Origin of the sequence: Erwinia sp. MYb416 (genome assembly GCF_037479575.1) — a bacterium.
In the GTDB taxonomy this organism is placed as follows: Bacteria; Pseudomonadota; Gammaproteobacteria; order Enterobacterales; family Enterobacteriaceae; genus Erwinia; species Erwinia rhapontici.
Map to the genome: position 1 here is coordinate 295378 of NZ_JBBGYT010000438.1, position 22979 is coordinate 318356.

Sequence of the window (22979 nt, forward strand, 5' to 3'; positions counted from 1 at the left end):
TGTAAGGATTAGTCCTAAAATTATAGCTAATGATGAATTTCTTTATAAACAGGGTGTGCGCCTGATACGGGTAAAGCACACTGTCTCCTGGGTAAATCTGGCTGCGCAATAACGGTATAATCTGTTAACCTTTCAAAGGCATTGTCGTTTTATCTATGCTTTGAAAGGAGAAATAACCGTGAAACATTATGGGAAAATAACCGTGATTGCCGCACTAATGGCGTTGTCGGGTTGTCAGTCGGCTAGTGAAAAAACGGTGTCAGCAACGCCGGTCGATCCGGAGATGGACCAGTGTGGTGCATCGCAGTATCAGCAGTATGCGGGTAAACCGCTGTCAGCCATTGAATCTCTCCGTTTTGAACACGCGGTGCGTGCCATCCCTTATAACTCTGCAGTGACAATGGACTTTAATCTTAATCGGATCAATTTCATGGGCGATAAGCAGGGCGCGATCAGCAAGGTTTACTGCGGGTAACTGTGGTTGAAATCGCTATTCCGTTCAGTGCGGGCGGCCTGATGATACGGTCGCCCTCCGTCAGTAGTGCCATTTTCTAACCCACCAGAGTCGTAAACTAATGCCGACTGAGCTGGTCCAGCCGCTGGTCGTCCCCACCACGTCCCCATTTGCCACGATCAACAATGTTGGCGTTGTCGTCACTCCCCAGCTCGCGGCGAGCTCGCCGTTTCGATCATTGACGACCGGTAGCGTCAGATGTTGTCCGTTCAGGTAACGCACAAGGTTGATGTCGCCACCTGAGCGATTGGCAATAGTCAGTACACGGGTCCGTTTATCATTCAGACTCATCAGTAGTGGGAGGGTGTCATGACAGGTTCCGCACCAGCGGTCCCAGAACCAGACCAGTAACGGGGTTTTCTCACTGAGCTCCGCCAGCGTCAGGTTTTGACCGTCAATGGTATGCAGCATTTGTCCGGCGATATCAGCGGGAAGATCCGGGGCACGAATACCATCTATCAGACGAATAAATAGAATCAGGGATAAGAGGGGAAGCAGCAGATAAAAGCTGACCTTCTTAAATTGGTTTATCAGTGTGTTGTGCCAGTTGCGCATTGCCCGTCTCCGCCTGCGTACGGCGCTTATCTTAACGAGGCCATGACGAATGGCAATCGCCTGGCGTGTAAACATTCGTATAGGGAATAATGAATCACGGGTCGAGACGGTGGACTGTCATCTTGCTGCAACTTCAGTGGGGTAGGGTAAGGCAGCTGAAAAGTGATCTCCTCGTCACTCTGAAAATATGCAATGTTCGTCTTCTCCCGCCCTGTGCGGGATTTTTTTTGCCTGCGATGCCATGCATGAATAATGCTATCCCGTGCCTTCCAAAATCTGTGCCAGCAGGTTGCGATATCCTTCCAGTACGGATTCGTCGACTTCCCGTTCCAGACGGTCAATGACATTCGCAATAATGGCTTTATTACTTGGCGTCCTGCCTGACTGCATCAACTCCTGCATGATCGCTTCCAGCAATTCGCTCTCTTTCGGTGCATGAAATGACGGACTATTAAAATAATCGGTGATGGCGCGTCCGGCGCCGGGTAGTGGCTGACTCATGGCTAACCTCCACAAACGCGCCGTCTGTGGCCACATGGCCACTGAAGGGTGAGATAATGACGTCATCGACATTGAACCGGACTGTCAGAACAACAGTCCGCCAGTTGCCTGGAAAATAAACAGATAAGATTATTAATTACTCTAGATGGCGCGCGCTGGAACGCCAGTCACAAACAGTTTTTTTTTACTGCTGTTATCACGAAATCGGCAAGCTGTGGTAAGTGCTGATGACTTCCAGGATGCCATTAATCATAAACTGCACCCCCATGCACACCAGCAAAAAGCCCATCAGACGAGAAATAGCTTCAATACCGCCTTTACCGACAAGACGCATGATCGCACCAGAACTGCGCAGACATCCCCAGAGGATAAGGCTGACGGCAGCAAAGACCAGCGGTGGCGCCGCAGTAACCACCCAGGGGGAAAATGTGGTGCCATTATGAATTGTTGAGGCGCTACTGATGATCATGGCAATGGTACCTGGACCCGCAGTGCTGGGCATCGCCAGCGGGACAAACGCAATATTCACCGCTTTATGTTCGCTCAACTCATCCTTTTTATGCTCAGCTTCCACCGAGTGCTCGATGTGTTGCTGCGGGAATAACATGCGGAAACCCAGAAATGCCACAATCAGGCCACCCGCAATACGCAACCCTGGGATGGAAATACCAAAGGTATCCATCACCACATTTCCGGCGTAATAGGCGATGGCCATAATGAGAAATACATAAAGTGAGGCCTGCGCGGCCTGACGGTTGCGTTCCTGATAATTCATGTCGCCTGCCAGTCCCAGGAACAGCGCCACCGTCGTAAGTGGGTTTGCCAAAGGCAGCAGTACCACCAGGCCAAGGCTAATGGCTTTCATCAGTTCTAACATTGCTGGGATCCTTGCATGCAATTAAATAGGGGGGAGTAGGCCATGATGCATTATACCCACCGTGATGCGAAGCGTAACTGAATTACAACAGGCAGAATTGACTCTGCGTGGTAATAAGGCCGGATGGAAATCAGTATGAGAGGTATGAGCCCTGTTGAGGTAAACAAAAAGTTAAAATTATTTTTTGTTTAAAATCAATTCGTTGTGTTTTTTATCTCGTTTTTATTATAGCAGCACTTGTACTCAGGCCTGGGTTATGAGTAAATGCTCCTGTCGGTTTTGATACAGACCCACGTATGCGAGCAATTTTAGTAAAGCAGTCTTCAGTTCAAGCGTTAGCCTAAGCTTCTTCCTGACTTCCTTCTGAGTGCCTCATAGTAACCCCTGTTGACAAACCCTGTGCCCACTGTGGCTTACTACAATTTTGAAGGAAAGACCCATGTCAATGACTGGTTTAGTAAAATGGTTCAACGCTGAGAAAGGTTTCGGCTTCATTTCCCCAACTGACGGCAGCAAAGATGTATTCGTACATTTCTCTGCAATCCAGAACGGCGGCTTCAAGACGCTGGAAGAAGGTCAGAAAGTATCTTTCACTATCGAAAATGGCCAGAAAGGCCCAGCAGCTGCTAACGTAACTGCTCTGTAAGATAGTGAATGTTCGTTAGTATGACACAGCGTTAAACCTGAATCATACGAAACGAAATCAAAAAACCCGCCTTATGGCGGGTTTTTTGCGTTTAAATACCGCCCGATTTTTTTTACTCACACTTTTTATCAGACACATACCGAGAATAACCTGACGACTCAGGGGAGTGTTGTTACACTCGAATCTCAGCTCTCCGCGACAGGTTATACGCACAGCACGATGGAATCCTGGAAAGTTAACCTCATCTCCGTCTGGTTCGGTTGTTTATTTACCGGGCTGGCCATCAGCCAGATTATCCCGTTTCTCCCGCTGTACGTTGAGCAACTGGGCGTTACGGATCCCAGCGCACTGACATTATGGTCAGGTCTGATCTTCAGCATCACCTTCCTCGTTTCCGCCATTGTCTCGCCCATGTGGGGCAGCCTTGCCGACCGTAAAGGCCGCAAGCTGATGCTGCTGCGTGCTTCTCTGGGAATGGGGGTGGTGATCCTGTTGCAGGCTTTTGTCACCAACGTGTGGCAGCTTCTGGCCCTGCGGGCGCTGATGGGGCTGACTTCCGGTTATATCCCCAATGCAATGGCGCTGGTCGCCGCGCAGGTACCGCGTGAACGCAGTGGCTGGGCACTGAGTATGGTCAGTACCGCGCAAATCTGCGGTGTTATTATGGGGCCGTTGATGGGGGGACTGCTGGCGGACTGGGTTGGGCTACAGGCGGTCTTCCTGATCACCTCCGGGCTGCTGCTGATCAGTTTCCTCATCACCTTGTTTCTGATTAAAGAGGGCGGCCCGCCACTGGTGAAGAAAGAGGACAAGCTTACTGGCAGCATGGTATTTCACACCCTCAGCCGCCCGGGATTAGTGATCAGCCTGTTCGTTACCACGCTGGTGATCCAGTTATGTAATGGTTCGATTAGCCCTATTTTGACGCTGTTTGTGCGTGAACTGGAGCCGAACGTACAGAATATTGCTTTTGTCAGCGGAATGGTTGCTGCTATCCCCGGTGTGTCCGCGCTGCTCTCAGCGCCAACGCTGGGCAAGCTCGGTGACCGAATAGGTGCCGAACGTATTTTGTTTGCAGCGCTGATTTTTTCCGTGGTGCTGTTTGTGGGGATGTCGTGGGCAGACAGTGCCGTGGAGTTAGGGATATTCCGTTTCCTGCTCGGCTTCGCCGATGGTGCGATGATGCCCGCGGTGCAGACGCTGCTGCTGCGCTATTCCAGTGACCAGGTGACCGGGCGTATTTTTGGCTATAACCAGTCTTTCATGTACCTCGGTAACGTCATCGGGCCACTGATGGGGTCGGCTATCTCCGCTGTCGGCGGTTTTCGCTGGGTATTTGCCGCGACGGCGGTGGTGGTCCTGGTGAACAGCGTGCAACTGATTTGGGTTTATCGTCAGTCCCGGCGCACCGCAGTGCTGCGCCGGGATGGGAAGGTCTAGCGGGTGAGCGACATACTCATCTGGTAACGATACTGGCGTTCAGACAACAGGAAGTCCGGGCTGACGCTCGGGCTCCAGGAGTCATCGCCACCAACGCCCATATGATAGCCATCAACAATCAGCCAACACCCTGGTTCGTCACGGAGCAGATGACGGTGTGAAGTCTCGCGTAGCTGTTCCAGGCTGTGGCGGCTGAGTGAGAAATGGAACTCACCGTTGAGCCGCCAGTGACCGTAGGCCAGCTGCTGAGTGCCGCCGCGCAGGCCATTTTCACCGGGGAAGACATACGGCGTGCTCAATTCGTCAAGCGGCAACTGCCAGCGGGAGAACTCGGCTGCCAGTTGACGGTCAGGATAGTTTTCATGTGGGCCAAGGCCCAGCCAGCTTGCACTGCCGGCCACTTCTGCCAGCTGACAGCGCAGACCAATGCGTGCGGGTTCCGGCTGTCCGGCGGCAATGTCCACTTCAACTTCAATATGCATTACGCCCTGCGGATCAATCCGATAGCATTTACGGCTGAGGAAACGTAACTCTCCGGCAGACAACCAGGCGTGCTCTGTTCTGATCTGCACCCCATCACTCAGCGCATCGGCTTGCAAACGCAGCAACTGACTTTCCAGCTGATAATGGCCTGCTCGTTTCCAGCGTTCTACCCATGCGTGCGGATCGATACGTGTCACTTCGCTGATGCCGATATCATTATCAATGGGGGCGCGGGCAAAGAGATCGCGCAGTGGAGAGAGTAACTGGGGTTCACTGCCGTTCAGCCACTGTACCAGCTCACCGCTTTGGCGGCAGAATTGCCAGCATTGTTCGCCACGACGAACTTCAATCCACTGCGGCTCCTGGCTCAGTTGTGGCATTTCCCCCGCGGTCTGCGGTTCAGGTAGAGCCAGGGCCGCAGGCAGGCGCCAGCCATCCCATGCTACACGCTGACCGGCAGGTGACCAGTCGGTGGCGAGAGGTTGAATCACCTCAACCCGCAGCCACAGTTCGCCGGTCAGCGAGGGCAGAGCGCCCAGCGTTAATTCAATGCTGCCTTCCGGGGCGACATCCAGCGTATGTTGTCCCTCTGCTACTGCTTTTCCCTGATGCTCAATACGCCAGTGCAAATGTTCATTGTCGCTGTGGCGGAACAGGTATTCGCTGGCGATACGTACGGTTAATGGCGCAGTGCAGGTCAGTTCAAACTGGAAGAACTGCTGGGCGCGCTGGGCTTCAAACAGTGCCGGATGAGGCGTGCGGTCCGCAAACACCAGCCCATTCATACAGAACTGACGATCGTTGGGTGTGTCGCCAAAGTCACCGCCATAAGCCTGGAAGCGCTCACCGTTTTCGTCCAGGCGCGTCAGGCTCTGGTCTACCCAGTCCCAGACAAAACCGCCCTGCAGACAGGGGAACTGGCGGAAAGCCTGCCAGTAGCGATCAAAACCACCAAAACTGTTGCCCATGGCGTGCGCATATTCACACAGGATCAGCGGTCGGTTTTCTTCCGGCAGCCCGATCCATTTTTTAATTGACCATTTTGGCACAGCATCGAAGGGTTGATCCTGATCGACGCGGGCATACATCGGACAGATAATATCGGTCGCGGCGGTATCGGCCCCTCCGCCTTCGTACTGCACCGGACGGCTCGGATCCTGGCTCTTGATCCAGCGATAGAGCGCATCATGGGTGCTGCCATGGCCAGATTCGTTGCCCAGTGACCAGATGATAATGCAGGCGTGGTTACGATCGCGCTGCACCATGCGGATGACGCGTTCGCTGAAGGCGTTAAACCATGTTGGATCATCCGACAGTCGATTCATCGGTTGCATTCCGTGGGTTTCAATATTCGCTTCATCCACCACATACAGACCAAAACGGTCGCACAGGCGATACCACAATGGATGGTTTGGATAATGTGAGCAGCGCACCGCATTAAAGTTATGCTGCTTCATCAGCAGGATATCATTGATCATGGTGGCTTCATCGACCACCTGGCCGAAGTCCGGGTGATGTTCATGGCGGTTAGTCCCGCGGATCAGTAGCGCTTTGCCGTTGAGTTTCAGCAGGCCGCCACTCACTTCGACCTTGCGGAAGCCGACGTCATACGCCTCTGCTTCAATCAGCGTACCGCTGGCGTCCAGAAGGGAAACGACAACGCGATAAAGATGGGGCGTTTCGGCACTCCACAGCAGGGGCTGGTCAACATGCAATGTCAGTAGGGTGCGGTCGAGATAACGTCCGCGCTCGTCGATGACTGGCGTGCCAAATGGCTGATGATGATGCGCGATTTCCTGACCTTCACGCCACAGCGCTACCTGGAGCTGATAATTGCTGGCGTCCATCAGTGAGGTGAGTGCCAGGATGTTTAACTGTGCAGAACGATATTCCGGGCTGAGAACGGTCTCAATTTGGACATCACATAGCTGTACGGTCGGTTTATGCAGCAGGCTGACATCACGGAAAATCCCGCTCATGCGCCACATATCCTGATCTTCCAGATAGCTGCCGTCACACCAGCGCAGCACCAACACCGCAATGCGGTTTTCACCCTCATGCAGGCTGGTACTGAGGTCAAACTCTGCCGGCAGACGGCTATCCTGCGAGTAACCGATAAACTCGCCGTTGCACCACAGATAAAAGGCAGAGTTCACGCCGTCAAAAATGATTCGCGTCTGTCCCGTCGCCAGCCACTCAGGCTGACACTCGAATGTGAGCGAGTAACATCCCGTAGGGTTATCGGCAGGAACGCGGGGAGGATCAACCGGGATGGGGTACTGCACGTTGGTATAGATCGGGGCGTCATATCCCGCCAGCTGCCAGTTCGCCGGAACGGCTAAGCAATCAGCCAGGGGCAGATCGGCAGCCACCCACTCATCAGGCACCGCTTCCGGGCGAGTGAAATAGCTAAAGCGCCACTCTCCATTCAGTGACTGAATACTCTCACTGGCACGATCGTCCCGTGCAGCATCGCTTTGGCGCCAGCTGGAAAAAGGCGGATGAGCGGGCAGACGGTTGAGCTGCGTGACCGCCGGGTTTTCCCAGTGACGCTGAGAAAGTCGCTGTTGCAGAGTGAGTTGTGCAGAGTCGGTCATGCCAGATTCCTTATAAATGTTATGCGCTCACATTGATGCTGAAACGGAATGAAGTAAAGCAAAAAGAGTAGGGAATGCGATGCTGGTCGCAACATTTATGGGTAAAGAAAATCTGTAAATAGCCCGCCGTTCGCAGGGTTGTAGCGGGGAAATAGCAGGAAAACGTTAAGCGTCGTTACGCCGGGTAAAAAGGCCCCGGAACCAGAGAATTCTGCATTGTGAGGGGCATACGCGACGCTTACTATCAGCGCCAGTTGTCATTCACAGTTGTACGAGGGATTCACATGATTCGTGTCATTAAAGCGGTAAGTATCATTGCGCTGGTTGCAGCATTAAGCGGATGCCTGTTCCCACCTCCAGGCGGTGGCTGGGGAGGAGGACATGGCGGCGGTGGAGGACACGGTGGCGGTGGGCCTCGCGGTGGCTTTATGGAACAGGGGCGCTAAAACCTGACAGTTCGGGGGCCGACAGGTCCCCGAAAGTGAGTGCCAGCGTTTAAACAGGAAGAGCGCCAGCGAAACGTTTCGAAAAAAACATCGCTTTAATTGCTCTGTTTTGGGGCATAAGTCACGAAAATATAAAGCGAATATCAGTTTTCTTTTTTTGATGTGGATGATAACGTCTTGCTTTAACTCGCTGAGACAGTCGCATGAAAAACCTCATTGCTGAATTACTGGTAAGGCTGGCGGAAAAAGAAGAAGAGTCGAAAGAACTGGTGGCTCAGGTCGAAGCGCTGGAAATCGTCGTGACGGCACTGCTGCGTAAGCTGGATGGCGAACAGCTTCAGCAAATTAATACCCATATTTCTGAAGCGATGCAGACGGCATCAACCGCAATGGCTCCAGATTATAAGAAAGACGCTTCTTTGTTGGAAAGTTATATTCATCGCCTGTTACACCATCCCCGACAGTAGTTTCACGATTCAATTAAACGCACATCGAACTCACATGTATGTGGTGATGGGCGCTTTCATATCACTTTTTGAAAATATTCCTGTTTACCCACTCGCTGAAAACAAAAGCCGTGCCACACTGATCATTGTGCTTATAACAATAATGGGATGGTATGCGAATGAAAGTTCAGTTACTGATAGCGGCTGCCCTGTTCTCACTGACGGCGGCCGGTTATGCTGGCGCCGCAGAGAAAACCGCACAGCAGCAAAAAATGACCGTCTGTAATCAGCAGGCAGGAGATAAGGCCCTGAAAGGGGATGAGCGCAAAACCTTTATGAGCAACTGTCTGAAGAAAGACAGCAAGATGGATGGCATGACGCCGCAGCAAATGAAGATGAAAACCTGTAATGCCGGGGCAGGTGAAAAAAACCTGAAAGGCGACGAGCGCAAAACCTTTATGAGCAATTGCCTGAAAAAAAGCTAATACATCGTGGGCTACCGTCCCGCGGATGGGCCGCCTGAGCCTTTTTTATCGCCTCAGGTTATCAGTGGCACTGATTGTTAATGTCAGTGCCATTTTCTTTTCCTAAACTCTATTTCCTCTCCAACGCCTCAGCGGTCTGCCGGGCCTTTGTTGTGCGTTATTCACTAACAACTACAGGATGTGTTGTATGGTGGCTTTCATCATTATCGGTATTTTTATTATTAGCGTGATCTATGCCCACTCGCGTGGCCGGATAAAGCTGAAGTTCTCACGACAGTTATTCGACCACTCAACCTTTATGGCACCCATCAATATGTTTATGACCGGGCTGTGCCTGCTGCCGCGTAAGCAGCCTTATTTTGATCATGACGTTTTTCCCGAATTAAAAAAGCTGACCGATAACTGGCAGGTTATTCGGGAGGAGGCGGTGCGTTTACAGGATCATATTAAAGCCGCGCAGTCGCCTAATGACGCCGGATTCAATACCTTCTTTAAGCGCGGCTGGAAACGCTTCTATCTTAAATGGTACGGCGATGCGCATCCTTCGGCGCAACAACTTTGCCCGCTAACGAGTGCATTACTGAGTGAGATCCCCGGTGTTAAAGCGGCCATGTTTGCCGAACTTCCCGCGGGGAGCCATTTGGGTAAACACCGCGATCCTTACGCTGGATCGGTGCGCTATCACCTTGGGCTGATAACGCCAAATGATAACCGCTGTTTTATTGAGGTGGATGGAATACGGCACAGCTGGCGTGATGGCGAAGCGGTGTTCTTCGATGAAACCTACGTGCACTGGGCGAAAAATGCGAGTGAGGAGACACGCATTATTCTGTTCTGTGACGTGGAACGCCCGATGAAATGGCCCTGGGCGCAGGCAGTGAATCGTTGGGTTGGGGCAAAAATTATGTCGGCGGCCAGTTCACCGAATGATGATGGGGATCGTGTTGGCGGCATCAACCGTATCTTTAAATACGTTAACCGTGCCCGGGATGCAGGGCAGAACCTGAAAAAACGCAATCGCACACTGTATTACGCGGTGAAGCGCATGCTGATTGTGGTGATTTTTCTGCTGATTATTTTGCCTGGCGTGATGAGTTAAGAAAGGGAACGGTGCCGCCGCAGGTACGGCACCAGGTCAATTACTGTTTGCTCATCTGCTCAGATTTCGCCATACATTGTTGCATCGCTTCAATCACGGCAGAACGGAAACCTTTCTGTTCCAGCACTTTTACGGCTTCGATGGTCGTACCGCCCGGAGAGCACACCATATCCTTCAGCTCGCCAGGGTGTTTACCGGTTTCAAGCACCATCTGCGCCGCACCTTTTACCGCCTGCGCGGCAAATTGATAGGCCTGCGCACGCGGCATTCCCCCCAGCACGGCGGCATCCGCCATCGCTTCAATAAACATAAACACGTAGGCTGGCGCTGAGCCACTGACGCCGACCACTGCATGAATCAGATATTCCGGCACCAGCGCGGCTTTACCGAAGCCGTTGAATATTTGCACCACTTCATCGGCTTCTTCGGCGGTGACCAGCACGTTGGGTGTTACCGAGGTCATGCCTTCGTTGACCAGCGCCGGGGTATTTGGCATCACACGTATAATTTTACGATCATGCCCCAGCACCGTGGCCAGCGAGTCCAAAGTGACACCTGCAGCGATGGAGACGATCACCGTCTCTTTGTGCAGGCTGCCAGCGATATCCTTCAATACAGACAGGATCACATTGGGTTTCACCGCGCCAAACAGGATATCGGACTGGCGGGCGACCTCTTCGGCACTCTCTGCCGGGGTGATGCCGTACTGCTGTTGCATCGCCTGGTTGGTGGCGGGTTTACGGTCGAAAACCAGAATATTTTCAGGTTTGACCTGACCCGCAGCGACCAGGCCCGCAATGATGGCTTTAGACATATTACCGCAGCCAATAAAGCCTACTTTCTTATCCATGACGATCTCCCTGGTTATTCAGTCTGTCAGAATCTGGCTGATGCCATTCCTCCACCTTAACTCAGCTTCAGTCTGGCTTAAACCTCAAAGGATGCCTGAATTTTTGGTTGCCATTGTGGGAAACAATGTTGAAGATCGTGATTATTCTCGACTCTCAGTAAAAGGAGAAGGCGATGCCAATCTGGGTGGATGCCGATGCGTGCCCGAAAGTGATTAAAGAAGTGCTGTACCGTGCAGCAGAGCGCGAGCAGATGATGGTAACGCTGGTCGCTAATCAGTCACTGAGCGTGCCGCCGTCGCGTTTTCTGCGGACTCTACGCGTTCCGGCAGGGTTTGACGTGGCAGATAATGAAATTGTGCAGCGTGCGGAAGCAGGCGATCTGGTGATCACGGCGGATATCCCGCTGGCAGCGGAAGTCATGGAGAAAGGCGCGATAGCGCTGAATCCACGCGGTGAACGCTACAGCGAAGCGACTATTCGTGAGCGTCTGACGATGCGTGACTTTATGGATACGATGCGCGCCAGTGGCGTGCAGACGGGGGGACCGCCCACGCTTAACCAGCGTGACCGCCAGCAGTTTGCCAATGAACTGGACAAATGGTTACAACAACAGCGTAAATGATCGATAGCCTCTCCCGCATTGCAGGAGAGGCATAATCAGTCGTCAGACAAAACTGTCATCATCAAAATCGTTGTCATCAAAACTGTCATTACTGAAATCGTCATTGGCATAATCCTGTTGCAGACCGTTGTCCTGCCCCAGGAACGACGAATTGTCGCTGCCGTTATTAAACGTGTCGAGGTTATTGCTGAGATCAGGGTCTGGTAGCGCCGGTTCGTTAATAATATTGACGATCTCTTCCGGCTGTTGGTGATGGAACATACTGGTCAGCATCTCGGCCATGACGACCCCCCCGGCCACGCCAACCGCGGTCTGTAATGCACCGCCGAGGAAACCCCGACCCGCAGCAGGCGCTGCGGCATAAGCGGGTTGCTGTGGCTGGGCTGGCGTATTATTCCAGGGCTGTGTGGGCGCGGGGGGCTGCTGTAGGGGTTGCGCACGGTTCCCCCCGCCAAACAGACCGGAGAGAAAACCTCCGCTGCTCTGCTGCGGTTGTTGCCGGGCCTGCGTCAGCTCGCTTTCCAGCTGAGTAACGCGTGCGTTTAGCTGTTTCATCGCCGCCTCCTGAATCAGAAGGGCTTGCGCCATGTAGTAGGGCGCTCCGGGTTGCTGCTGCACCTGCTGTTGGATCAGTTTCTCTGCCGCACTGTCACGGGGGCCGGACTGTGACTCCGCCTGTTTCAATCGGGTAAACAGGCTGTCAATTAACTGCTGTTCTTCGTTCTGCATAAGGATTCTCCGGAAACGGGCGACAGCGTTTATAGTGGCAAGACCGCAGGGAAAGTAAATCATGCTGGCGTAAGGAAATGTTGCGGCAAGAAAGGCGTGTGTTCACTATGTGTAAATAAAATATTACACCAATAATTGATTGTTAAACAAAAGCTTAATGGGTTGGTGTGCATGCACTGCTGTAAATAAAACGTTACTGCTGGCCCGCCGGGAAAATGTCGGGTATTATGCGCTGCAACGTTATTCATTGGTTGGCCTGCTGCGCCTAATTATCGGCGTCGGCGTTTGCTAAAGGAAGTGCCTGTTATGTCATTACCCATCTATCTGGTCGGCGCACGTGGCTGCGGAAAAACAACCGTTGGACATGCACTGGCGCTGGCATTAGGGTACGCCTTCTTTGACACCGACCACGCATTGCAGCAGTCCAGTGGGCAAACCGTTGCGGATATTGTGACTCGTGAAGGATGGCCGGGCTTCCGCCTGCGTGAAACCGCATCGCTGAAAACCGTCACTGCACCCTCAACGGTGATCGCCACGGGTGGCGGCATGGTCTTATCCGAAGAAAATCGTCAGTTTATGCGTGAACATGGCCAGGTCATCTATCTGAATGCCGATGCCGCTGTTCTGGCAGATCGTCTTGAAGCCTATCCTGAAGCCGAACAGCGTCCGACACTGACCGGGCGGCCGATTGCGGAAGAGATGGTTGAAGTGCTGGCGGCGCGTGATGCGTTATATCGCCAGACTGCGCACCATATTATTAACGCTATGCAGTCCCCTGACGGCGTCGTCAGCCAGATCCTCAGCGTGCTTTCTCTCGCCCGCGCCAGCTAAATTCTCTGTTGGTGCAGCGTTGCCTGCACCCCTCTTGCCTGCTTTCTCCCTTGTCCCGCAGATAAACCGTTTCGATTGTCTATACTCAGGTAAGGTCATCATACTGGCCGCGCACGTTTACTGACATCAAAAGGGGGCACTATGCCAGGCAGACCACCATATCCACGAGAAGCGAACATCATACCGGTCGAGAAAGGCGCGCCCGGCAAATCGGTGATCTGGTATGAACTCCGTGCCGACCATCCGAAACCTGATTCTTTGATCAGCGAGCACAAAACCGAGCAGGAAGCGCTGGATGCTAAAAAACGCTATGAAGACCAGTCGAAAGAATAAAAAATGGTGTGTACAGGCAAGGATGCCGACATCCGTTTTACTCCGCACTATTGTCGCAATTTCTTACGAATAATCTTACTTTTAACCTCGCGCCGTCACAGCATAAATGCCTGCTGCTACGGGATTTATCGCCATAAATATTCACTATTTCGCCCTCTCTGGCATATTGAAGTATCACCTTCAGTCCTGACAAAATGATCACATCGGTGACCTTCCTCCTGCACCCAAATTAATGCTTGACCCTGATTCACCCTGGCCGTAGGTTTATCAAAACGGTAAAACAGGAACAGGAGTTCCTAATAGTGGAACAAAAGGTATGACCACCTTAGAGAATGCGACGGCGGTACTGAAACTTTTTAATCGAAGTGGAGTGAGCCAGGGCCAGCCAGGCCTGACGTTTACCGATATTGCCCAGGCGTTGGGGCTGCCGAAAAGCACCGTTTCGCGGCTGCTATCTACCATGGAAAGCGAAGGTCTGCTGGAGCGCGATCCCGATACCCGCTGCTTTCATGTCGGGCATATGCTGCTGACGCTGGCCAGTAACTATCTCTCCACGCCGCTGGTGGATGGTGCGTCATCAATGATGGCGAGGCTGGCTGCGGAATCCAGCTGTACGGGCTATATCTCCGTGCTGGAAGGGCGTGAGATTATGGTGATGCGCATGTTCCAGGGCCGAATGTTCATTCAGGTTGTTACTCCGCCAGGGAGCCGTCTGCCGGCGGCAGAAACGTCGGTTGGTCGGGCGATCCTCTCCCGTTATAGCGATGATTATGTCCGAAAACTTTATGCCGGAAGCTGGCAGGTGAACTCGCCGAATTCACCGCAGACGCTGGATGAATTGCTCACTGAACTGGCCAGTATTCGTCAACAAGGATGGGCGCTGGCCCGCAATGAAACCTTACAGGGGATCAGTGCGGTATCCACCACGATTACCAATAAACATCGGGGGGAAACGGTCGCACTTTGCCTGTCGTTTCCGTCTGAGCATCATGCGTCACCTTATTCTTCCTCCGCGCTGGACGCATTACAGATTGTGACGCGTGAGCTGGCGGGGAAATACGGTGACCGCGCAGGGCAGGGAGGCAATATGACCTCTGCCCTGCAGTAATTACCTCATCTCCTTTTCGGATATGAAGTACGCCTCCACCAGGGCACCTGCAGTACCACGTAGTGACATGATTATCTGAAACAGCCCGTCAGAGGCAGGATGATCATCCCCAGAAGGGGTCCCCTGATACCTCAGGGGATCTCTCTTTTTTGCCTGAAACTGACGTTGCTCAATGTGATCTAACCCCTGTTTCTGTGTGGGGTCGCACATTGATGAGATCAGGTTCAAGGATAATCAAAGGGTGTCGGGGGGTTACTGCTATTATTCAGTAGAGAATACCAAAGGCCATTGCGCCCTCGCCCCAGGGGGAGAGGTTAAGCAGCCGCCAAAGATTAAGCAGGATGATAGCCTGTTGTCAGTGGAACTATGCACTATGAAGCCATCTCTGGTTACTCTCTCTTGTGGGCAGTCTCCACGCACCGACATTCTGCCGCTGCTGCTGGAGCATCTTCCTGAAGAGCAAATCGTTCATGTCGGGCTGCTTGATGACCTGACGCATGCGCAAATTGAGCGGCAATATGCGCCCGACACAGGGGGCAAAATGCAGGTTATCCGGCTGAATGACGGTAGCCAGGTCTGCGTGTCGGCTGAGAAAATCACAACGGAATTGCAGCAGCGCATTCTGATGTTAGAAGAGTGCGGGTACGACACTATCCTACTATTGTGTTCGGGTGACTGCGGCCCCCTTTACGCCAGTACCGCTGTGCTGCTGGAGCCTGACCGTCTGGTCCCTCCGCTGGTGAAGGCCATTGTTGGCGGGCATCAGGTCGGGATCGTGGTATCGGTTGCCGGGCAAATTCATGCTCAGAAGAATAAATGGAAAAACCTGAAGCATCCCCCCTGTTTTGCCGTTGCCAGCCCGTATCATGCCAATGATGAGCCGCTTATTGAGGCCGCATTATCATTACAGGAGCAAGGTGCCGATGTGGTGGTGCTGGACTGCATGGGCTATCACCCGCGTCATCGCGATTTTTTACAGGCACTTCTCGGTATTCCGGTTCTGTTGTCTAACATGCTGATTGCCCGTTTGGCGGCAGAACTGTTGGTATAAGTCACGATTGCAGTGCGTGGTACGCAATAGTGCGTGACAGCCTGTTAATTATGGCTCTACACTGCAAACTTACCTTTGTCTCTGATTTTAAGGAAATTATATGCTCAATGTTAGTGAGTATTTCGACGGTAAAGTGAAGTCGATTGGTTATGAGAGCGCCAGCACAGGTCGTGCCAGTGTGGGTGTGATGGCTGAAGGCGAGTACACTTTTGGTACGGCTCAGGCAGAAGAGATGACCGTGGTAAGTGGTTCCCTGAAAGTGTTACTGCCAGGGGAAGTTGAGTGGAAACTCTATCAGCCAGGCCAGATCTTTAACGTGCCGGGCCACAGTGAGTTTCATTTGCAGGTGGCTGAGCCTTCTGCGTATCTGTGCCGTTATCTGAAAGATTGATTTAAGCAGGGTCGGGCATGCCCGACCCCTACGTGTAGGGGCGCCGCCTGCGTCGCCCGCAACAGCATTAACGCTCTGCTTCGCCGCCTAACGCTTCCACAGTATTGCTGATTAACGCAGCCAGCTCGCCCGTCATCAGAATAAAGTCAGCATCAAAACGTCCTGTCACATCTTCCCGATCAATATCGTCGTTCTGTTCGCGCAGGATGTCTGAGAATTTGAGGCGCTTGATCGAACCATCATCAGACAAGATCATCTGAATACGTTCCTGCCAGTCGAGAGCCAGTTTCGTCACCAGTTTTCCGGCTTCGATATGGTTGGCGATCTCGTCGCACACCAGATCCTGTTTCTTGCAGCGGATCACGCCGCCATCTTCCAGAATCGCTTTCAGTTCAGCTTCATCCATCAGCGCAAATCCTGCCGGCAGTTCACCGGAACGCACCCATTCTGTCATCGTCAGTTCAATCGGGCTTTCCAGCGTCAGCGGCACCACGGGCAGTGAGCCGAGGCTTTTACGCAGCAGGGCGAGCGTATCTTCCGCTTTTTTCGCGCTGGCGCAGTCGACCATAATCAGGTTGTTAACGGTGTCGATCCACACATAGGTCTGGCTGTAACGGCTGAAGGCGCGTGGCAACAGGCTGTGCAGCACTTCATCTTTCAGAGAGTCTTTTTCTGTTTTTTTCAGCTTGCGCGATTGCTCAGCTTCCAGTTTACTTATTTTCGCTTCCAGTGCTTGCTTGATCACCGGCGATGGCAGCATTTTCTCTTCTTTACGCGCACAAATCAGAATCTGACCGTTGGTGACGTGCGTCAGGTCGTCGCTACGTGGACCAATGGGAGAAACCCAACCGGTCTTGGCCATATCCTGGCTACCGCAGGGGGTGAAAGAGAAGGCATCGAGCTGTTTTTCCATCTCGTCTGCTACCAGCGGAATGTCGCGATTAAGACGATAAACCATCAAATTTTTAAACCACAGCATGCTGCATTCCCTCTCCGGACGCGCAAAAGGCGCGCGAGTTCAAAGTCAGCGCGCATGATAGCGAATCGGCGGCGGGGTTTCATTGCCTTTCCGCACCGCTCCTTCTAAGGTAATAATCTCACCGTCAAATCATGAGGAATAACAAGTGCGTATCGGTATCGATTTAGGTGGCACGAAAACAGAAGTGATTGCCTTATCCGACCAGGGGGAGGAACTGTTCCGCTATCGCGTCCCCACGCCGCGTGACGACTATGAAAAAACCCTGGAAAACATTATCGGGTTAGTACGCCGCGCAGAAGAAGTGACGGGCCAGCAGGGCACAGTGGGGCTGGGGATCCCCGGTACGCTATCGCCTTATACCCGGCGAGTAAAAAATGCTAACTCCACCTGGCTCAACGGTCAGCCGCTGGATAAAGATTTACAGCAGCGACTGGGCCGTGAGGTGCGTATCGCCAATGATGCCAACTGCCTGGCGGTGTCTGAAGCCGTGGACGGTGCGGCCGCAGGCAAACAAACGGTGTTCGCTGTGATTATTGGCACCGGGTGCGGTGCGGGAGTCGCGCTGAATGGCCAGGCACACAGTGGTGGCAACGGCAATGCGGGGGAGTGGGGTCATAACCCGCTGCCGTGGATGGATGAAGATGAGCTGCGCTACCGGGAAGAGGTTCCCTGCTACTGCGGTAAGGCAGGCTGCATTGAAACCTTTATCTCCGGAACCGGGTTTGCCACGGATTACCAGCGCCTGAGCGGCGTGTCATTAAAAGGCGCGGAGATTATGCAGCGGGTGGCACAACAGGACCCGGTGGCCGAATTGGCGATGAGCCGCTATGAACTGCGCCTGGCGAAGTCGCTGGCCCACGTGGTGAATATTCTTGATCCGGACATGATTGTGCTGGGTGGGGGAATGAGTAACGTCGAGCGGTTGTATCAGACGGTGCCGCTGCTGGTGAAAAACTGGGTGTTTGGCGGAGAGTTTGAAACGCCCATCCGGCAGGCTGTTCACGGTGATTCCAGCGGCGTGCGCGGTGCGGCCTGGTTGTGGCCGTTGTAATGCGTAAAACAAGGGCCGATCGGAAAATGATCGGCCCCAACGGCGAGTTAATGCAATCTGACCTTATTCGCCATGCAGCATCGCATCATGTGGTGCGTTGTCACGCTGGCTTTTGGTCATCAGGAACCACAGGTAACCTGCCAGCATCAGCGCCACAAACAGCACACCGATAAGGGCGTTAAACCACAGCATCGCAATCAGACACACCACAGCCAGTACCAGCGCAATCGCGGGAACGATCGGGTAACCTGGTGCGCGGAAGGTGCGATCCAGCTCCGGGGCAGTGCGGCGCAGACGGAACAGGCTCAGCATACTCATGATGTACATCACGATGGCACCAAATACCGCCATGGTGATCATCGCTGCGGTCAGTGACATGCCCTGTAGGTTGATCCAGCTGTCGCTAAAGATAGCGGCGATGCCGATCACGCCACCCGCAATAATGGCACGGTGAGGGGTTTGAAAACGTGACAGCTTCGCCAGGCCCGCAGGCAGATAGCCAGCGCGAGACAGAGCGAAGAACTGGCGTGAGTAGCCGAGGATAATACCGTGGAAACTGGCAATCAGACCGAACAGACCGATCCACACCAGCATGTGCATCCAGTTAGAGTGCTCACCCACGATCATTTTCATTGCCTGCGGTAGCGGATCGTTAATGTTAGACAGTACGCGCCAGTCTCCAGCCCCCCCGGCCATCAGCATCACCCCGAGGGCCAGCACCACCAGCGTCAGGATCCCGGCAATATAGGCACGCGGGATCGTACGTTTCGGATCTTTCGCTTCTTCTGCTGCCATCGCTGCGCCTTCAATGGCGAGGAAGAACCAGATGGCAAATGGGATCGCGGCAAAGATACCTGACAGTGCCGGCATGCCGAAGTGTTCACCGCCTGCCCAGCCGTTAGCGGCAAAGTTGGCAATACTGAAGCCCGGTGCGACCACGCCCATAAACACCAGCAGTTCGAACACCGCCAGTACGGTGACCACTAACTCAAACATCGCCGCCAGTTTCACCCCCAGAATATTCAACGTCATAAAGACAATATAGGCACCCACCGCTGCGTACTTCGGGTTGAGTTCCGGGTACTGAACGTTGAGATAGGCACCGATGGCCATCGCAATCGCCGGAGGAGCAAAGACGAATTCAATCAGCGTGGCCATACCGGCAATCAGGCCGCCGGTCTCACCAAATGCACGACGGCTGTAGGCAAACGGGCCACCCGCATGTGGAATCGCGGTGGTCAGCTCGGTAAAGCTGAAGATAAAACAGGTATACATGGTGGCGATCATTAGCGTTGTCAGCAAAAAGCCGAGTGTTCCCGCCACGCCCCAGCCGTAGCTCCAGCCAAAATATTCCCCTGAAATGACCAAACCGACTGCAATGCCCCACAAATGTATGGTGCCCAGCGTGGGCTTTAATTTCGTTGTCATGTCGTTATCCCCGTGAGTGTGTTTCCCCTTCATCCCCTACACCGCAGATGCTTGTGGCGTAGAGGCGGTTGGAGAGCGTTATTCGATAATGCCGTTGCCCGTTGGGGGAAACTTGACGCGGGCATGATGATTTTTGTGCTCGCGGGTCAACTCACTCGCAAAAAAAGTGCCAGGTGTACGCTGCGGTCAAAACAGGGTCGTCTGCTGTCAAGCCGGAAGAGGGCAAGCGATAGGATGCTGTCAGGCAAAGAAGCACTGCCTGAAACTGACTCCGGAGCCAGACTATGACCGCAAAACAATATGACACCCTGAACAATACCGCACTGCTGCGCCTCGCCGAAATGACACTGTTGCGCTATCCGGCAGCGTTACAGGGCAAACTTAGCCTGCTGTGCCGTTCAGAAAACGCGACCTTTTTACTCGAAGCGGGTGGCAAACGTTATGCCTTGCGCCTGCACCGGGCGGATTATCACCAGCGTGCCGATATTGAAAGTGAGTTGCAGTGGCTGGATGCCCTACGTGAAACCGGCATTGATGTGCCGCAGGCGGTCGTCGATCGTGAAGGACAACGCGTACAAACGCTGATGCTGGAGGAGGGTTCGGTACGTCATGCCGTGCTGTTCCACTGGATCGAGGGGGAGATGCCGGGGACCGATGTTGATCCGCGTGCCTTTCAGCAACTGGGGAATATTACCGCTCGCCTGCATCAGCACAGCCGCAGATGGCAGCGCCCGGCGGGTTTTCAGCGTATCATCTGGGATCATCACACCATGGTCAGCCCGCAAAGCCATTGGGGCGACTGGCGCGATGCGCCGAATTTGCGCGTCCAGGATCACGGCATTGTGGAGGAGACGATCGCGCGAGTGGGAGCGACGTTGGCAGAGTTCGGCAAGGAGCCCCGCAACTATGGGCTGATCCACGCCGATCTGCGACTGACGAATCTGCTGCTGTATAAAGGCGAAACCCGGGTGATCGATTTTGATGACTGCGGTTTCGGCTGGTATCTGCACGATCTGGCGGCGGCGATCAGTTTTGTCGAGCACCATCCGCGTGCCGCAGAATGGGTTGAACACTGGATCCGGGGCTACGAGCAGGTTGCACATATCACCGATGCTGAGATGGAAAGGATACCCGCGCTACTGATCCAGCGCCGGATCCAGCTGCTGGCCTGGGCGGGATCGCATGCGGAAACGGAGATGGCGCAAAGTCTTGGGCCACAGTGGGCGGATCATTCTGTGCGTTTGTGCCACCGCTACCTGGAGACGCGCGATCTGCCTGTTGGCGTATAACCCTCATGTTACTGCACCGTGGACGGGCAACGCTGCGCCTCCACAGTGCTTATTCGCACTGAGCCGTAGGCTAACACGCTGATTTTGTCCGATGTTGTGGTTGGTACGCAATTTGCTGTGTAAAGAGGAGTAAAGAGCCCACACCGCAGCAGGAGGCATTAATCATGTTACCCAACCCATTGGCCCGTTCAGAAACCAGCCATATTCTGCACAGTGCCAGCGCCTGCAATCGTGGGGTCCTGGCTGCTGCTGCCAGTGGACTGAGCGAGTTTATCTGCCACAGCGGCGGTGACGTTGATCGTATTTTTGGCGTCAGCGGTATCGACCCGGAGCTGCTGGCACAGCCCACGCTCAGTCTGGGCTTAATCAACTATTGCCGGGTGATGGAAGAAGCGGCACGGTATTCAGGTTGTGATAACTTCGGTTTACATTACGGCAGGCAGTTTAAACCGCAGTCATTAGGTCTGATTGGCTACATCGGTCTGTGCAGCGCCACGCTGGAACAGGCACTGCATAATGTGGCGAATGCGTTTCCGTGGCACCAGCACGATACGCTGACGCGGCTGGTGGATAAGGGGGACTGCTGGCGGCTGGATTATCAGGTGCGTCACGGTGCTATCCTCTGCCGTCGCCAGGATGCGGAACTCACGCTCGGCATGTTCCTTAACCTGATTCGCCATGTAGCAGGAAAAAACTGGGCGCCGCGTGAGGTGCATTTCGAACACCCACGTCCTTCACAATGGCATGAGCACTGTAAAGTGTTCGATGCCCCCGTCTATTTCGATCAACCTTTCAACTCCTTACTGATCCCGAAACGCGATTTGCTCCGTGCGATGCCGGACAGCGATCCCTTATTACTAAGCGTAATGCAGGATGCTATCCAGCGTCTGAACAGCAGTACGCCGCAGCAGAATATCGTCGATCAGGCGCGGGCGCAGGTTCATCTGGTGATCCTGCAAGGGGAACCTGTATTGGATGATGTGGCGGAAAAAATGGGGTTGTCGAGCTGGTCATTACAGCGACGCCTGCGCGAGGAAGGGCTGAGTTTTACCACGCTGGTGGATAACGTACGCTGCGAAATGGCGAAACACTATTTGCAGCAGCGTCAGCTGCCGATTTCCGAAATGGCCCTGTTGTTGGGATACTCTGAGGTCAGTGCATTCTCCCGTGCCTTTCGTCGCTGGTTTGGCATCAGCCCACGTCAGTGGCGACAGGATGAGCTGACAGGATAAGCCATCGTATGAGGTCACGAGTAAGGTATCACTGAAGGCTAGGATAATCCTTATATTTGCATCAAGATGACGTGGCTTATTTTAGTTAAATGACTATGATTCACATCCCCCATGTGATTTGTTACCGTGATAAATTAAAATAATTAAACATTTCAGTTTATTTTTATAATTTCTCTGTGGTAGTCTTCCGTGCCAAAGGCGTCCTGCCTTTATTTTATAATAACCCGTGCTGATTATATTCTGGATATTCATTCCGGATCAGGGTTTTTATTTGAGTTATGAATTCATTCAGGGATATGAAATGAAATCCAAATGCCTTTTTGTTTTAACCTTATTAAGCGCGTCGGTGATCACCGGCTGCGCGACGGAATCCTCACGTTCTATTGAAGCCCCTCAGGTTGCAGCTGCGACTCAGCCACACTATCAGGGCGTAAAAAGCCCGATTGCTGTCGGTAAGTTTGATAACCGCTCCGCGTATATGAATGGCATATTTTCTGACGGTGTCGATCGGTTAGGTAACCAGTCGAAAACCATCCTGATTACCCATTTGCAGCAGACTGGCCGTTTTAATGTGCTGGACCGCGCTAACCTTGATGAGCTGAAAGCCGAAGCGCAGTACAAAGGCAGCCAGCAGTCCATTACAGGTGCCAACTATGTTATCACAGGCGATATTACCGAGTTTGGTCGTAAAGAAGTGGGCGACCAGCAGCTGTGGGGCATTCTTGGCCGCGGTAAGTCTCAGGTCGCCTATGCCAAAGTGAACCTGAATGTGGTGGATGTCACCACCTCAGAAGTGGTGTATTCCGTTCAGGGCGCAGGTGAATACACTCTGTCTAATCGCGAAGTGATTGGCTTTGGTGGCACCGCCAGCTATGACTCCACGCTGAATGGTAAGGTGATGGATTTAGCGGTACGCGAAGCAGTGAATCATCTGGTAAATGGAATCGAATCTGGCGCATGGCGTCCGGTTAAATAAAATAATAAGGAATTAACAG

Annotated in this window: 25 protein-coding genes; 17 read left to right on the forward strand and 8 right to left on the reverse strand. The window is 53.2% G+C overall.

Translation table 11 applies throughout. The annotated features are described in order from the left end of the window. Positions 1–178: 178 nt before the first annotated feature. Positions 179–475: an I78 family peptidase inhibitor gene (locus WH277_RS10825; protein ID WP_339505646.1), complete on the forward strand. Its 297-nt coding sequence runs from the start codon at positions 179–181 to the stop codon at positions 473–475. Positions 476–535: 60 nt separating this feature from the next. On the opposite strand, the gene WH277_RS10830 is transcribed toward WH277_RS10825, so the two are convergent. The 3 genes from WH277_RS10830 to WH277_RS10840 all read right to left on the reverse strand — a co-directional run bounded on the left by WH277_RS10830 (position 536) and on the right by WH277_RS10840 (position 2447). Then, positions 536–1069: a redoxin family protein gene (locus WH277_RS10830; protein ID WP_227535768.1), complete on the reverse strand. Its 534-nt coding sequence runs from the start codon at positions 1067–1069 to the stop codon at positions 536–538. Positions 1070–1324: 255 nt separating this feature from the next. Further along, positions 1325–1570: a biofilm development regulator YmgB/AriR family protein gene (locus tag WH277_RS10835; protein ID WP_133846252.1), complete on the reverse strand. Its 246-nt coding sequence runs from the start codon at positions 1568–1570 to the stop codon at positions 1325–1327. A 196-nt stretch (positions 1571–1766) separates the two neighbouring features. Continuing rightward, entirely contained in the window at positions 1767–2447 is a 681-nt protein-coding gene (locus WH277_RS10840) for a MarC family NAAT transporter (protein ID WP_133846253.1), read from the reverse strand. Between the two features lie 439 nt (positions 2448–2886). On the opposite strand from WH277_RS10840, the gene cspE reads away from it, so the two are divergent. Continuing rightward, positions 2887–3093 carry a transcription antiterminator/RNA stability regulator CspE gene (cspE, locus tag WH277_RS10845; RefSeq protein WP_133846254.1) on the forward strand — a complete coding sequence of 69 codons (207 nt, stop codon included), beginning with the start codon at positions 2887–2889 and terminating at the stop codon, positions 3091–3093. 219 nt (positions 3094–3312) lie between these two features. Then, on the forward strand, positions 3313–4533 hold the full coding sequence (locus WH277_RS10850; RefSeq protein ID WP_339505651.1) for a multidrug efflux MFS transporter: 1221 nt from the start codon (positions 3313–3315) through the stop codon (positions 4531–4533). Here the strand turns inward: WH277_RS10850 and WH277_RS10855 are convergent. Then, positions 4530–7613 (reverse strand): beta-galactosidase, encoded by a 3084-nt coding sequence (locus WH277_RS10855; protein WP_339505654.1) that lies wholly within the window; start codon positions 7611–7613, stop codon positions 4530–4532. The genes WH277_RS10850 and WH277_RS10855 overlap by 4 nt on opposite strands. A gap of 284 nt (positions 7614–7897) precedes the next feature. Between WH277_RS10855 and WH277_RS10860 the strand changes: the two genes are divergently transcribed. The 4 genes from WH277_RS10860 (at position 7898) to lpxO (ending at position 10089) form a co-directional block, all read left to right on the forward strand. Beyond that, positions 7898–8059 (forward strand): hypothetical protein, encoded by a 162-nt coding sequence (locus WH277_RS10860; protein WP_166653759.1) that lies wholly within the window; start codon positions 7898–7900, stop codon positions 8057–8059. Positions 8060–8262: 203 nt separating this feature from the next. Next, the gene (gene iraP / locus WH277_RS10865) at positions 8263–8526 is read left to right on the forward strand and encodes an anti-adapter protein IraP (RefSeq protein WP_133846257.1); all 264 of its coding nucleotides are present in this window, start codon (positions 8263–8265) and stop codon (positions 8524–8526) included. 158 nt (positions 8527–8684) lie between these two features. After that, positions 8685–8990 (forward strand): PsiF family protein, encoded by a 306-nt coding sequence (locus WH277_RS10870; protein WP_133846258.1) that lies wholly within the window; start codon positions 8685–8687, stop codon positions 8988–8990. 187 nt (positions 8991–9177) lie between these two features. Further along, positions 9178–10089 (forward strand): lipid A hydroxylase LpxO, encoded by a 912-nt coding sequence (lpxO, locus tag WH277_RS10875; protein ID WP_339505656.1) that lies wholly within the window; start codon positions 9178–9180, stop codon positions 10087–10089. Between the two features lie 40 nt (positions 10090–10129). On the opposite strand, the gene proC is transcribed toward lpxO, so the two are convergent. After that, the gene (gene proC / locus WH277_RS10880; protein ID WP_227535771.1) at positions 10130–10939 is read right to left on the reverse strand and encodes a pyrroline-5-carboxylate reductase; all 810 of its coding nucleotides are present in this window, start codon (positions 10937–10939) and stop codon (positions 10130–10132) included. A 173-nt stretch (positions 10940–11112) separates the two neighbouring features. On the opposite strand from proC, the gene WH277_RS10885 reads away from it, so the two are divergent. Beyond that, positions 11113–11562, forward strand: a complete 450-nt coding sequence (locus WH277_RS10885; RefSeq protein ID WP_133846261.1) for a YaiI/YqxD family protein — start codon at positions 11113–11115, stop codon at positions 11560–11562. A gap of 42 nt (positions 11563–11604) precedes the next feature. Here WH277_RS10885 and WH277_RS10890 read toward each other — a convergent pair whose 3' ends face one another. Continuing rightward, positions 11605–12291 (reverse strand): DUF2076 domain-containing protein, encoded by a 687-nt coding sequence (locus WH277_RS10890; RefSeq protein WP_133846262.1) that lies wholly within the window; start codon positions 12289–12291, stop codon positions 11605–11607. Positions 12292–12597: 306 nt separating this feature from the next. Here WH277_RS10890 and aroL point away from each other — a divergent pair, with 306 nt between their 5' ends. From aroL to ppnP, 5 genes are all read left to right on the forward strand, one after another. Next, positions 12598–13122: a shikimate kinase AroL gene (aroL, locus tag WH277_RS10895; RefSeq protein WP_133846263.1), complete on the forward strand. Its 525-nt coding sequence runs from the start codon at positions 12598–12600 to the stop codon at positions 13120–13122. A gap of 141 nt (positions 13123–13263) precedes the next feature. Further along, a complete protein-coding gene (locus tag WH277_RS10900; protein WP_133846264.1) occupies positions 13264–13455 on the forward strand; it encodes a YaiA family protein in 192 nt (63 codons plus the stop codon). Between the two features lie 316 nt (positions 13456–13771). Further along, positions 13772–14563, forward strand: a complete 792-nt coding sequence (locus WH277_RS10905) for an IclR family transcriptional regulator (RefSeq protein WP_133846265.1) — start codon at positions 13772–13774, stop codon at positions 14561–14563. A 373-nt stretch (positions 14564–14936) separates the two neighbouring features. Further along, positions 14937–15614, forward strand: a complete 678-nt coding sequence (locus WH277_RS10910) for an AroM family protein (protein WP_167864055.1) — start codon at positions 14937–14939, stop codon at positions 15612–15614. A 100-nt stretch (positions 15615–15714) separates the two neighbouring features. Continuing rightward, positions 15715–16005, forward strand: coding sequence for a pyrimidine/purine nucleoside phosphorylase (gene ppnP, locus WH277_RS10915; protein WP_133846267.1), 291 nt, complete (start codon positions 15715–15717; stop codon positions 16003–16005). A 67-nt stretch (positions 16006–16072) separates the two neighbouring features. Here ppnP and rdgC read toward each other — a convergent pair whose 3' ends face one another. Next, complete coding sequence (gene rdgC / locus WH277_RS10920) at positions 16073–16984, reverse strand: recombination-associated protein RdgC (RefSeq protein WP_133846268.1); 912 nt, start codon at positions 16982–16984, stop codon at positions 16073–16075. 145 nt (positions 16985–17129) lie between these two features. Here rdgC and mak point away from each other — a divergent pair, with 145 nt between their 5' ends. Continuing rightward, positions 17130–18035 (forward strand): fructokinase, encoded by a 906-nt coding sequence (gene mak, locus WH277_RS10925; protein ID WP_133846269.1) that lies wholly within the window; start codon positions 17130–17132, stop codon positions 18033–18035. 63 nt (positions 18036–18098) lie between these two features. On the opposite strand, the gene eat is transcribed toward mak, so the two are convergent. After that, a complete protein-coding gene (eat, locus tag WH277_RS10930) occupies positions 18099–19463 on the reverse strand; it encodes an ethanolamine permease (protein ID WP_133846270.1) in 1365 nt (454 codons plus the stop codon). A 284-nt stretch (positions 19464–19747) separates the two neighbouring features. On the opposite strand from eat, the gene WH277_RS10935 reads away from it, so the two are divergent. The 3 genes from WH277_RS10935 (at position 19748) to WH277_RS10945 (ending at position 22960) form a co-directional block, all read left to right on the forward strand. Beyond that, positions 19748–20752, forward strand: coding sequence for a phosphotransferase enzyme family protein (locus WH277_RS10935; RefSeq protein WP_159337647.1), 1005 nt, complete (start codon positions 19748–19750; stop codon positions 20750–20752). Positions 20753–20916: 164 nt separating this feature from the next. After that, positions 20917–21984, forward strand: a complete 1068-nt coding sequence (gene qhpR, locus WH277_RS10940; RefSeq protein WP_339505661.1) for an AraC-like transcriptional regulator QhpR — start codon at positions 20917–20919, stop codon at positions 21982–21984. A 301-nt stretch (positions 21985–22285) separates the two neighbouring features. Further along, a complete protein-coding gene (locus WH277_RS10945) occupies positions 22286–22960 on the forward strand; it encodes a CsgG/HfaB family protein (RefSeq protein ID WP_339505662.1) in 675 nt (224 codons plus the stop codon). Positions 22961–22979 lie beyond the last annotated feature (19 nt).

Bases quoted from the DNA above. Each gene is read 5' to 3' on its own strand.
- WH277_RS10900 (WP_133846264.1), top strand. From the start codon at position 13,264: ATGCCAGGCAGACCACCATATCCACGAGAAGCGAACATCATACCGGTC.
- cspE (WP_133846254.1), top strand. From the start codon at position 2,887: ATGTCAATGACTGGTTTAGTAAAATGGTTCAACGCTGAGAAAGGTTTC.
- WH277_RS10870 (WP_133846258.1), top strand. From the start codon at position 8,685: ATGAAAGTTCAGTTACTGATAGCGGCTGCCCTGTTCTCACTGACGGCG.
- eat (WP_133846270.1), bottom strand. From the start codon at position 19,463: ATGACAACGAAATTAAAGCCCACGCTGGGCACCATACATTTGTGGGGC.
- WH277_RS10855 (WP_339505654.1), bottom strand. From the start codon at position 7,613: ATGACCGACTCTGCACAACTCACTCTGCAACAGCGACTTTCTCAGCGT.
- WH277_RS10945 (WP_339505662.1), top strand. From the start codon at position 22,286: ATGAAATCCAAATGCCTTTTTGTTTTAACCTTATTAAGCGCGTCGGTG.
- WH277_RS10840 (WP_133846253.1), bottom strand. From the start codon at position 2,447: ATGTTAGAACTGATGAAAGCCATTAGCCTTGGCCTGGTGGTACTGCTG.
- iraP (WP_133846257.1), top strand. From the start codon at position 8,263: ATGAAAAACCTCATTGCTGAATTACTGGTAAGGCTGGCGGAAAAAGAA.
- qhpR (WP_339505661.1), top strand. From the start codon at position 20,917: ATGTTACCCAACCCATTGGCCCGTTCAGAAACCAGCCATATTCTGCAC.
- ppnP (WP_133846267.1), top strand. From the start codon at position 15,715: ATGCTCAATGTTAGTGAGTATTTCGACGGTAAAGTGAAGTCGATTGGT.
- aroL (WP_133846263.1), top strand. From the start codon at position 12,598: ATGTCATTACCCATCTATCTGGTCGGCGCACGTGGCTGCGGAAAAACA.
- WH277_RS10835 (WP_133846252.1), bottom strand. From the start codon at position 1,570: ATGAGTCAGCCACTACCCGGCGCCGGACGCGCCATCACCGATTATTTT.
- WH277_RS10860 (WP_166653759.1), top strand. From the start codon at position 7,898: ATGATTCGTGTCATTAAAGCGGTAAGTATCATTGCGCTGGTTGCAGCA.
- lpxO (WP_339505656.1), top strand. From the start codon at position 9,178: ATGGTGGCTTTCATCATTATCGGTATTTTTATTATTAGCGTGATCTAT.
- WH277_RS10910 (WP_167864055.1), top strand. From the start codon at position 14,937: ATGAAGCCATCTCTGGTTACTCTCTCTTGTGGGCAGTCTCCACGCACC.
- rdgC (WP_133846268.1), bottom strand. From the start codon at position 16,984: ATGCTGTGGTTTAAAAATTTGATGGTTTATCGTCTTAATCGCGACATT.
- WH277_RS10935 (WP_159337647.1), top strand. From the start codon at position 19,748: ATGACCGCAAAACAATATGACACCCTGAACAATACCGCACTGCTGCGC.
- proC (WP_227535771.1), bottom strand. From the start codon at position 10,939: ATGGATAAGAAAGTAGGCTTTATTGGCTGCGGTAATATGTCTAAAGCC.
- WH277_RS10890 (WP_133846262.1), bottom strand. From the start codon at position 12,291: ATGCAGAACGAAGAACAGCAGTTAATTGACAGCCTGTTTACCCGATTG.
- WH277_RS10905 (WP_133846265.1), top strand. From the start codon at position 13,772: ATGACCACCTTAGAGAATGCGACGGCGGTACTGAAACTTTTTAATCGA.
- WH277_RS10830 (WP_227535768.1), bottom strand. From the start codon at position 1,069: ATGCGCAACTGGCACAACACACTGATAAACCAATTTAAGAAGGTCAGC.
- WH277_RS10850 (WP_339505651.1), top strand. From the start codon at position 3,313: ATGGAATCCTGGAAAGTTAACCTCATCTCCGTCTGGTTCGGTTGTTTA.
- WH277_RS10885 (WP_133846261.1), top strand. From the start codon at position 11,113: ATGCCAATCTGGGTGGATGCCGATGCGTGCCCGAAAGTGATTAAAGAA.